This is a genomic window from Salinispora cortesiana, from assembly GCF_000484695.1.
Taxonomy (GTDB): Bacteria; Actinomycetota; Actinomycetes; order Mycobacteriales; family Micromonosporaceae; genus Micromonospora; species Micromonospora cortesiana.
Genome location: NZ_AXVR01000087.1, coordinates 1 through 10,882 on the forward strand (window position 1 = coordinate 1; position 10,882 = coordinate 10,882).

The 10,882-nt window shown below is 68.0% G+C and carries 8 protein-coding genes and 1 pseudogene; 3 read left to right on the plus strand and 6 right to left on the minus strand.

Annotated elements, in window-relative coordinates; translation table 11 throughout:
- Positions 1–168, minus strand: a pseudogene (locus K228_RS0122720) (IS701 family transposase); the annotation flags it as partial.
- A 305-nt stretch (positions 169–473) separates the two neighbouring features.
- On the opposite strand from K228_RS0122720, the gene K228_RS0122725 reads away from it, so the two are divergent.
- The 3 genes from K228_RS0122725 (at position 474) to K228_RS0122735 (ending at position 4,436) form a co-directional block, all read left to right on the plus strand.
- On the plus strand, positions 474–2,372 hold the full coding sequence (locus tag K228_RS0122725) for an AfsR/SARP family transcriptional regulator (protein WP_025620473.1): 1,899 nt from the start codon (positions 474–476) through the stop codon (positions 2,370–2,372).
- A 182-nt stretch (positions 2,373–2,554) separates the two neighbouring features.
- Entirely contained in the window at positions 2,555–3,424 is an 870-nt protein-coding gene (locus K228_RS0122730; protein WP_025620474.1) for a helix-turn-helix domain-containing protein, read from the plus strand.
- 238 nt (positions 3,425–3,662) lie between these two features.
- A complete protein-coding gene (locus tag K228_RS0122735; protein ID WP_025620475.1) occupies positions 3,663–4,436 on the plus strand; it encodes a class I SAM-dependent methyltransferase in 774 nt (257 codons plus the stop codon).
- An 83-nt stretch (positions 4,437–4,519) separates the two neighbouring features.
- On the opposite strand, the gene K228_RS0122740 is transcribed toward K228_RS0122735, so the two are convergent.
- The 5 genes from K228_RS0122740 to K228_RS0122760 form a co-directional block, all read right to left on the minus strand.
- Positions 4,520–5,209 (minus strand): hypothetical protein, encoded by a 690-nt coding sequence (locus K228_RS0122740; RefSeq protein WP_025620476.1) that lies wholly within the window; start codon positions 5,207–5,209, stop codon positions 4,520–4,522.
- 226 nt (positions 5,210–5,435) lie between these two features.
- The gene (locus tag K228_RS0122745) at positions 5,436–6,887 is read right to left on the minus strand and encodes an FAD-dependent monooxygenase (RefSeq protein WP_025620477.1); all 1,452 of its coding nucleotides are present in this window, start codon (positions 6,885–6,887) and stop codon (positions 5,436–5,438) included.
- A 324-nt stretch (positions 6,888–7,211) separates the two neighbouring features.
- Positions 7,212–9,488: a catalase/peroxidase HPI gene (katG, locus tag K228_RS0122750; RefSeq protein WP_025620478.1), complete on the minus strand. Its 2,277-nt coding sequence runs from the start codon at positions 9,486–9,488 to the stop codon at positions 7,212–7,214.
- 10 nt (positions 9,489–9,498) lie between these two features.
- A complete protein-coding gene (locus tag K228_RS0122755; RefSeq protein ID WP_025620479.1) occupies positions 9,499–9,939 on the minus strand; it encodes a Fur family transcriptional regulator in 441 nt (146 codons plus the stop codon).
- Between the two features lie 207 nt (positions 9,940–10,146).
- A partial coding sequence (locus K228_RS0122760; RefSeq protein WP_025620480.1) for a carbohydrate-binding protein occupies positions 10,147–10,882 on the minus strand: 736 nt, incomplete at its 5' end.

Below are 10,882 nucleotides of genomic sequence, written 5' to 3' on the forward strand. Positions count from 1 at the left end.
CCTCACCCGGGTCAGCAGGTCCTGCATCCCGTCCGGACCCGTGTCACCGGCATGCTCCGCGATCGTCCAGCAGTTCTTCCGCGGCAACGGCGCCAGCAAGCCCCGGACAAAGTCACGCACCCGACGGCGAGGCTCCGGCCTACGGAAACGCTGCCCGACCGTCAGCATCAAGTCGTCGAACAACACCCGCCACCGCTGGGCGTCTACCCTGTATCCGGCAGCCACCGCTGCATCATGGTCAGTCCACACAACCGTCCATGATCGGCGGTGGCTGCCCTCGTTCCCGCGTCGCATCAAACCGCAGCTCAGTCAAGGTCAACAACCCCGGCTGGAGTATTAGGCCGAACCCGAAGATGGTCAGGCGGCCGGAGCACCTACCGCCTCCGCCAACCGAATAGCCACTTTAGGTGCTCCGAAACCTAACATAAAATAGCTACGAACCGAGCGCAGCGGCACAACAGCTTGGGGGAAACATGAACCGGATCGAGGTGGGCCCCCATATTCAGATCCTCGGTCCCATCCAAGCGACGATCGGCGGTAGCGAGATCGACCCGGGCTCCCCGAAACAGCGAGCAATCCTCGCCCTTTTAGCGCTTCGGGCCGGACGACATGTGCCACTCGATGAGGTGATCGCCGCGCTCTGGGCGGGACCGGCACCGGCCCGGGCCACCAACCTCGTACACACCTACGTCGCCCGGCTGCGCCAGGTGCTGGAGCCGGAGACACCACGCCATCGACGAACCAACGTCATCGCCTCGGTACCCGGCGGATACCGGCTGGCTGTCGGCGTCGGGCAGCTGGACCTGCACGCGTTTCGTGCCGAAGTCCGGGAGGCCGCCGCCCTCCGCGAGCACGGCCAGCCGACCGGCGCCTTCGCCCGCTTCGGCGAAAGCATTGCCCGGTGGCGAGATCCCCAACTCAGCGAACTGGCTGCGCTCCTGATTGAGCAGGACGACATCCGTCCGCTGCGGCAGGAGTTCCTGGCCGCGGCGCTCAACTATGTCGCCCTGGGGCTGGAACTGGAGCGACCGGAGGCAGTCCTGCCCGTTGCCGAACAAATGGCGCTGACCGAGCCACTCAACGAACGGGTACAGGCCCGGCTGTTGCAGACGCTGGCCCGAATCGGCCAGCGGGCTCGGGCCATTGAACGGTATGCCGAGGTCCGCGGGCGACTTCGGCTTGACCTCGGGGTAGACCCCGGGCCCGAACTGTCCGCGGCGTACCGCGAGGTGTTGGAGGCCAAGCCGACCTCGTCGCCCACCCACCAACCGAGCCCGGCTCACGCGCCACCGTGGCGCGGGGCGGCCCCCCTGATCGACGAGCTGACCGGACGATCGGCCGACCTTACAGCAGTCAATGACCTGCTCGACGGGTATCGCCTGGTGAGCCTGACCGGTCCGGCCGGGGTGGGCAAGTCCGCGCTCGGCCTGGCCGTCGCCGAGCAGCAGCGGAGGCGGCACGCCGACGGGGTGGCGGTGGTCGACCTGACGAACGTACGCACCGGGCCCGCTCTCGAGCGGGCGGTGATCGCCGTGGTCGCCCCCGCACCGCGACAAGCGACGGGGCCAGCCGTGTCCCTGGTTCGTCAGCTGGATGACCGACAGCTGCTGCTCGTGATCGACAACGCCGAGTTGGCTACCGACGCGACGGCCGACCTGGCGGACGAGTTGCTCCGGTGTTGTCCCGGCCTCACCGTCCTGTTGACCTCGCGCGAGTTGCTCGGGATGCGATACGAGGCGGTGTATCCGGTCCGGCCGCTGCGCACCGATCCGGAACCAGGATCGTCGACACCTCCACCTGCGCAACAGTTGTTCGCCCGGCGGGCCACGCAGGTGCAGCCCAAGTTCCGACTCGACGAGTCCACCATGCCGGGGGTCACCACGGTGTGCCGGGCCCTTGATGGCCTCCCCCTCGCCATCGAGCTGGCCGCAGCCTGTCTACGGACGCAACGGCTGGACGTCCTGGTCGAGGTCGTCGCCGATCCGCTGCATTGGCTCCGGCCGCCCCGGCGCGGGGTGCCGAGTCACCATCGGTCGCTACACGCTGCTGTGTACCGCAGCATCGAGTTGCTCGACGCGGCGGAGCTGCGCTGTTTCACCGGCCTCGGGGCGATGCCCGCCGACTTCGACCTGGCCTCCGCTGCGGGTGCGGGTGCCGATGCGGCGCTGATCGGTAACCCCCGCGCCGTGCGGATGCTCCTGGACCGTTTGGTCGACAAGTCGGTGCTGGAGGTTCGACACGGTCCGGCCGGCCGAACCTACCACATGCTCGGCACGGTTCACGCATTGGCCCGGCAGCTGTTCCAGGAGGGTGGTTGCGCGGGGGCACCGCCCTCGGCACGGTGCACATGCGGCTGTCACCTCGGCGATTGAGCCAAGGGCAGTCGTAAATCTTACTGAATTATGTTCCGCTACCCTGCTGACCATAGCTCGCAGGCGGAGCGACACCACCTGCTCCCGCACCAGGCGATGCGTGGTGGCGGCTTCAAGAAAAGTTCAAGGAGGTCTCAGCAGAATTCTCGGTGGGTGCCCGGACAACCGTACAGGGGGCTCACATGAATTCAACCTCCGGCGTCTCGCCCTACCTGGCGGACCAGGCCCGAAAGGCAGCCGCCGCACAGGCGATCGACTACATGCGCCAGCACCTGGCGGAGCCGCTGCAGCTGGCCGACCTGGCTCGGGTAGCGCCGTTCAGCCCCTTTTACTTCCACCGGCTGTTCCGAGACGTGACCACGATGACTCCGGCCCGTTTCCTCGCCGCACTACGTATGGCGGAGGCACGGCGGTTGCTGCTGCACACGGATCGGACCATCACCGCGATCAGCCGATGCGTCGGCTACACCAGCGCCGCCACCTTCACCACCCAGTTCTCCCGGTTGGTCGGTACCACACCGGGGTACTTCCGGCAGGTGGCACGCCTGCTCGGTGGTCGCTGCTGCCACATCCTGGCGGAACGACTCCACCGCACGGCCGCAGTAGTCACCCGCCCCCAACTGACCCTGCTCGTGCCCGACAGCGAACCCGGCGACCTGGTGCTGGTGGGCCTGCATGGGAAGGGGCGGAGCGCCGACGTGCCGACCGCCTGGGCGGTGGCCGCCGGCAGTGCGGCCGTTCCGGTCGTCGCCCGGCCCAGCACCTACCATGCCCAGATCGTGCTGGCACGGGCACACAGTACGCTGATCAGCACCCTGGTTGACGAGGAGCCGGCGAGCTACCTGGTCGGTACTGCCGAGGTGGAGCTGACCCAACGCGGCTCGACGGTCGGCCGCATCCTGATCGGACCACCCCGGCCGACCGACCCGCCAGTGCTGGCGATCGGCCCGGTCGGCCGGATCATCGAGACGTTTGCCTTCCTGTCCGAGCCACCGCAGTGGCCGGACTCGGCGCCGCTGGCCGCCGCGCATACCACGGTCGCCAGCGCATAGATTCCCCTTATCCGAGAAGGCTACGCGGCCAACCAAATTCAGCAGTTGAACACAGCGCGGACTCCGAGCACCCCGGCAGGTTCACCCCTGCCCGCAGGCTCACCTCGGGAAGTGTCGCTGGGCCAGTGCCATCACCGCCTTTCCCAGATCAAAGCCCACGCCGGTGTCATTGTGCCGCCGCCCCCTCTCCCCTACGCTTTCGCCCATCACGTCACCCCCTCATGGTGGGAGGTCGATAATGGACAGGAACGACAGCCAGGATTTGCGGTCATTCGCACACGACTCAGCTACCGAGACAGAGACGGCGCTACGACTGACCAAACTCTTGGCCACCTCGCCGATCCCGCCCGAGGAAATGATCAACAATTTGCCACTCTTCCTCCGCCGACATCAGCTGACCGACCTACTCTCCATGGACGCGCTGTACCGGCAGGTCCTCGACGTCCCTGGTGTGATCATGGAGTTCGGGGTCCGGTACGGCCGCCACCTCACCACCTTCGCCGCCCTTCGGGGCGTATACGAGCCGTACAACCCGCTGCGACGCATCGTTGGCTTCGATACCTTCACCGGCTTTCCCGACCTCAACGACGTCGACCGGGTGGGCCCGACCGCGTACGAGGGTCGCTTCGCCACCCCGCAGGGCTACCCAACATACCTACGGGAGATCTTGGACGCACACGAACACAGTGAATTCTTCGGTCACGTCACCCAGCGCAGCGTGCTGGTCCAGGGCGACGTACGGGAGACCGTGCCGCGCTACCTGGAGGAGAACCCGCAGACCATCATCGCCCTGGCCTACCTCGACCTGGATCTGTACGAACCGACCAGGGCGGTCCTGGAGGCCATTCGGCCGCGCCTGACCAGGGGCAGCATCGTCGCCTTCGACGAGGTGGACAACCCGAAGTGGCCCGGCGAGAACGTCGCCGTACGGGAAGTGCTCGGGCTGGACCACGCGCCGCTGCGGTTACTGCCCGGTCGGCCGGCCCCGGCCTACCTACGCTGGGGAGACTGAGCGATCCGGGCAGCAAGCGCCGAGCCGCCGGCCGATCTCCGGAAGCAGTTCCGAGTACCCGTCGCCACCGCTGTGCAGCTACGTCACCCGGAAAGCGCCCCCAGGCCGGCGAGTAGCTCGACCCGCTCGGACCCAGTCAGGGCCTGATAGATCGGCTCATCCAGCCGGTTGGTCTCGTCCTCGATTGCTTGTCGAGCTGGCTCCTCGGGCGGCAATGCTCTCAGCTGTGTCAGGTGGAATCCCGCGGCGGCCCACGCCGCACGGTGTGCGTCCGCGCGGTGGTGCCGCAGCGCCCCGAGCCGAGAGCTGAGGCGAAGAGCCGCAGCGGCGTCAGCTGGCTCGTATACCGGTGCCATCGCGCGAAACGCCGGCCCGCCGGTGACCTGACCCGCCTCCAGCAGCCGACCGACCAGATCCGCCAGCCGAGGAACAACGGCCAACCCCGGCATCGTGCCGATCAGCCGCCGATCCCAGAGCTCTTCGGCCCAGTCACCGATGGCACGCTGCACCGCCAGCGCCACCTCTCGACCACGCGGGGTCAGCCGCCAGGTGCCGTCAGCGTCGACCTCAGCCATGCCCTGTTCGAGCTCGCCGGTCATATCAGAGCCGGAGTAGGTGGTGGCCGCCGCGAAGCTCTCGGCGGGCATCGGCCGCGCCAGCAGCCCGAAGTAGAAGCTGCTCTCGAAGCCGGGGCGAACGTCGTACCGGTCGTAGACCGCCCGGATACGATCCTTGCCCAGGCCGCGAAGGCCCACATACACCCGGTCAAGCACCGGTCGAATCAGCGCCGCGTAGCTCCTGTCGCCCTTCCCACCCGCTCGGAGGAGAGGCCAGAGTAGATCAGCAGCATGATCTTTGGAGACCCCGACGGTGACCGCCAACCTCACGTTGGACGGCCCCGACGGTGACCGCCGGCCCGCGTTCGGCGGCCCCGGCGGGGCCCACGACTCCCAGGCGACCCGCTGGGCGCGAGACCGGGGCTGGACTACCCGAACCAGGTCACGACGCTGGCTGGGCGGCGCCCCACACCGACAGGGCCCGGTCCAGGTCGGGCCCGGTGGAGCCGGCCCAGGCGACATACCCGTCGGGCCGCACCAACATCGGTGTGGTCGGCTCCGTCGGCCGGAACGTCACCAGGTGGTCGTAGTTGGGACCGTTCGGATCCGGATCTACCAGGACGAAACTGCCACCCCGCAGCGCCGTGTACAGCCGACTCCCGTCCTGGGCCGCGAGGTCTGGGGCCCGCTGGCCGACCAGCGGATGCGCGCCGCGGGCGGCCGGATAGCGTACGCCGATCCCGCTGAGCCGCAGTCGCAGCTGGTCGCCCAGGGGTCGCACGGCGATGCCGGCGCGGAAGATCCCGTTTCGGGCTGCCCGCGCGAGCGAGGAACGGAGGATCACCGCCCGGATCAGCCCGCCACTCGTGCGCAGCACCATCCGACCGACCGGCCGGCGCTCCGCCTCGTACGTGTCGAGCAGACTGTCACCAGCCCGACCGTGCAGCACGGCAGCGAGCTTCCACCCCAGGTTTGCCGCGTCCTGCAGACCGGTGTTCATGCCCATGCCACCGGCCGGCGAGTGGACGTGGGCGGCGTCGCCGGCGAGCAGCACCCGCCCCTGCCGGTAGGCGGTGGCCTGCCGCTCGTCGCTGTGGAACCGGGACATCCAGCGTGGACTGTGCATGCCGTAGTCAGTTCCGGCGATCCGGCGCACCAGATTGGCGATCTCCTCCAGGGCGACCGGCGTGCTGTCCGGCGGCTCCCAGTTCGGGTCCCGCGCCATAACCCGGTACCAACCGTCGCCAAACGGGACAATGAGGCAGAAGCCATGCTGGTTACCCAGGACTGTCAGCACCTCGGGTGGCGACTCGGTGAGCTGGACGTCAGCCAAGATCAGTGAACGGAGTACGGAGTTGCCCGGGAAGTCCAGGCCGAGCTGCTCCCGCACCGTGGAGTGGCGTCCGTCGGTGCCGACGACGTACCGGCCCGTTAACGTGTGGACGTCCCCATCGCGGTCAACGGTCAGCTGCACCTCATCCTGACCTGCATCGATCTTGAATACCCGGGCACCACGGATCAGATCGGCCCCACCCGCGACGGCGCGTTCCAGCAACAGGCGCTCCACCTGGTATTGGGGTGTGACGAGCAGGAACGGAAAGCGGGTCGGCAGCGACGCGAGGGACACCGAAACCGTGCCGAATAACCGGAGCCGGCCCAGTGCTTTGCCGGTCTCGACCAGTTGGTCGGCGAGCCCACGGGCGTCGAACTGCTCAAGGGTCCGGGCATGCACCCCGAACGCACGGGTCAGGTTCGACTCGTCGCGGCGCTTCTCCAGAACAGCGACCCGAACCCCAGCCGCCGCGAGATCACCGGCGAGCAGCAGCCCGGTTGGTCCGGCTCCGACAATCACGACATCGTATGTGGTTTCGTCCATCGGATCAGCCCCCTCCACACTCCGTTGCGCGGATCGACCCAAGTCAGGAACAAGCGAGAACTCGTTCCACTCTCACCGGTGAGCCTACGCAGACGAACATCGCCGCCACCAGATAGTGATGACTGTGGCTTCGATGACAATAAAAATATGGCGGCGAGTCAGATCCGCTGCTAGCGCCTGCCCTCCGTGGTGACCTCTGGGCTAGATTCCGGTCGTGGCGGGTGTCCGCGGGGGTGGTGCAGCTGCCGGTCGCCCGGTCAGACACCGCTGCCGGCGCTGAGCCGGACAGCGACGAGCCCGGTCGACCCTCGTCGGGTCCACCGGGCTCGTCGTGGGGTCCGATCAGGCGAGGTCGAACCGGTCGAGCTCCATGACCTTGGTCCAGGCCGCGACGAAGTCCTGCACGAACTTCTCCCGCGCGTCCTCGCTGGCATACACCTCGGCGAGGGCCCGCAGCTGCGAGTTGGAGCCGAAGATGAGGTCGACCGCGCTGGCGGTCCACTTCACCTTGTCGGTGGCCAGATCCCGAATCTCGTACCCGTGCTCGGCGGACTCCGAAGCCTTCCACCGCGTGCCCGAGGCGAGCAGGTTGGTGAAGAAGTCGTTGGTGAGCACACCGGGACGGTCGGTGAGAACGCCGTGCCGGCTGCCGCCGGCATTGGCCTCGAGCGCCCGCAGGCCGCCGATGAGGACGGTCATCTCGGGTGCGGTCAGGTTGAGCAGGTAGGCGCGGTCAATGAGCAGCACCTCCGGCTGGGTCTTCTCACCGGGACGCAGGTAGTTCCGGAACGCGTCGGCCCGCGGCTCAAGCACCTCGAAGGACTCGACATCGGTCTGTTCCTGGGTGGCGTCGGTGCGCCCCGGCCGGAACGGCACCGTCACCTCAACGCCCGCGTCCCGCGCCGCCTTCTCGACCGCGGCCGAGCCGGCCAGCACGATCAGGTCCGCGAGCGAGATCTTCGCGCCACCAGCGGCGTTGAACTCCCGCTGAATGTCCTCCAGCGCCGCCAGGACGGTGGCGAGCTGCTCGGGCTGGTTGACCTCCCAGCTGCGCTGCGGCTCGAGGCGGATCCGGGCACCGTTCGCGCCACCGCGCTTGTCGGTGTGGCGGAAGCTGGCCGCGGAGGACCACGCGGTGGAGACGAGCTGGGCGGTCGTCAGGCCAGACTCAAGCACCTTCGCCTTGAGGGCGGCAATGTCGGCTGCGCCGACGAGCTCGTGGTCAACGGCGGGTACCGGGTCCTGCCACAGCTGCGGCTGCGGCACCCACGGCCCGAGGAACCGGCTGACCGGGCCCATGTCGCGGTGCAGCAGCTTGTACCAGGCCTTGGCGAAGGCCAGCGCGAACTCGTCCGGGTTCTCCAGGAAGCGACGCGAGATCCGCTCGTACGCCGGGTCGACCCGCAGCGACAGGTCGGTCGTGAGCATCGTCGGCTTGTGCTTCTTGGTCGAGTCGTAGGCGTCGGGGATGATCGCCTCGGCATCCTTGGCGACCCACTGCTTCGCGCCACCGGGGCTGGTGGTGAGCTCCCACTCGTAGCCGAACAGGATCTCGAAGAAGCGGTTGCTCCACTGCGTCGGCCGGTCGGTCCAGGTCACCTCGAGGCCGCTGGAAATCGTGTCGGCGCCCGCGCCACTGGCGTGGCTGCTCGCCCAGCCGAGACCCTGCGCCTCCAGGGGCGCACCCTCGGGCTCGGGGCCCACGTGGTCGTCGGCAACCCCGGCACCGTGGGTCTTGCCGAAGGTGTGGCCACCGGCGATGAGGGCCACGGTCTCCTCGTCGTTCATCGCCATCCGGCGGAAGGTCTCCCGGATGAAGTACGCCGCCGAGGCCGGATCCGCGTTGCCCCGCGGCCCCTCCGGGTTGACGTAGATCAGACCCATCTCGGTCGCCCCGACGCCCGCCGAGAGCTCCTGCGCGGAGACGTAGCGCTCGTCGCCGAGCCAGGTGTCCTCCGGACCCCAGAAGATCTCCTCGGGCTCCCAGACATCCTCCCGGCCGAAACCGAACCCGAACGTCTTGAAGCCCATCGACTCCAGGGCGACGTTGCCGGCGAGCACGAGCAGGTCGGCCCAGGAGATCTTCTGACCGTACTTCTGCTTGACCGGCCACAGCAGCCGCCGAGCCTTGTCCAGGTTGACGTTGTCCGGCCAGCTGTTCAGCGGCGCGAACCGCTGGCCGCCGTCACCGGCGCCACCGCGGCCGTCATGGATGCGGTAGGTGCCGGCAGCGTGCCAGCTCAGCCGGATCATCAGACCGCCGTAGTGGCCGAAGTCTGCCGGCCACCAGTCCTGCGAGGTGGTGAGCACCTCGGTGATGTCCCGCTTGAGGGCCTCGACGTCAAGCTTGGCGAACTCCTTGGCGTAGGAGAAGTCCTCACCCAACGGGTTGACCTTCGTCGAGTTGGTGGAAAGCACCGACAGGTCAAGCTGGTTGGGCCACCAGTCCCGGTTGGTACGCGGACGGCCACCACCCACCGCGGCGGGGGAGTCGATCGCCGGGCTCTCGCTCTCGCTGCCGTGCGCGGTGACGGAGTCGTGCGCGACCGGACAGCCGGCCGCCGCCTTCTGATCCACGCCCTGCGCGTTGACGGGGGCGTTGTCCTGAGTGTCGCTCATCTACTTCCCTTCACGTGGTGGAGCGCGGAAGCGCGTCCGATTTCATGCAGTTGGGGCAGGTGCCCCGGTAGACAACCTCCGCCTCATCCACCACGAAACCGTGGTCGTCGGAGGCGGTGAGGCAGGGAGCGTGGCCAACCGCGCAGTCGACATCGGCGATCGCTCCGCAGGATCGGCACACGACGTGGTGATGGTTGTCCCCCACCCGGGACTCATACCGAGCGGGGGCGCCGGTCGGTTGAATGCGTCGCACCAGGCCGGCGGTGGTGAGCGCGCGGAGCACGTCATACACGGTCTGATGTGACACGGTTGGATTATCTACCCGAACCAGGGCAATAACCTCATCGGTGTCGACATGCGGATGGTCACGCAGCGCGGCGAGCACCGCCATCCTGGGTCGGGTCACGCGCAACGAGACCGCCCGCAGCTGCGTCTCGAAGTCGGGCGTCACGCGACGACGATAGCCAGTCTTCTGGAATGAATCAAGTTTTACTGTGGGCGAGTCCGACTCGCCAGGGCAGGCCGAGAACCTCCTCGCCCAGGACAGCGAGCGGCCACCCTTCCGGAAGGGTGGCCGCTCGCTGCCGCGCGACGGCTCCACGAAATCAGCGGTTCGGGGCCGCCAGGATCGTGGTCACCGCGATCCCGTCGATGCCGCTCAGTGCTTGACGCGGTCGAACTGGAAGTAGTCGATGTTGAAGTTCTGGTGCGCCGCGTCGTCCATCCGCACCTCGCACTCGTGCGTACCCTTCCGCAGGAAGTGAGTCTCCGCAATCGACTGGGACTCGAGCGCGCTGTGCGATGTCGTGCCGACCACCTCCATCGGACCGAACACCGTCTTGTCCTCGAAGATGATCGAGAGTCGGCCCGCCGGGAAGTACGGCGACGACATCCGCGCGCTCACCCGGTAGTTCCCCGACTTCGGCACCTCGACCGTGTACCTGACCCACTCACCACCACGGATCCAACACATCACGATCGCAGCATTGTCGTCGCAGATGTCCACACCCTCGTACTGCCGGGCCACCGTGCCACCCCGGTTCTCGTCATCCAGGCCGTGGTAGCCGATCCCCTTACCCGCCAGCGAGTAGTCCTCGGCCTGCACCCGCACCGAGCCCTTCGGCAACGACGGCCACTGCCCCCGACCACCGTGCTCCTGGCCCCGACTGGCCAACCAGCTCACCAACTGCTCCGGGTTGTCAGTCTGGATCATGTCCGCCTGGTGCCGATCCACCACCGCACCCCAGCCCTGCGCCGGGTCCCGCAACGACGACTCATCGGTGTAGCCGGCGGCGAGGCCGTACCACAAGGTGTTGACCCAGACCCGGGCCCGCTCGCGGAGCGCCGCCACCACCGCCGGCTGGATCTGCGGCTCGGTGAGCCGGTCGAAGACC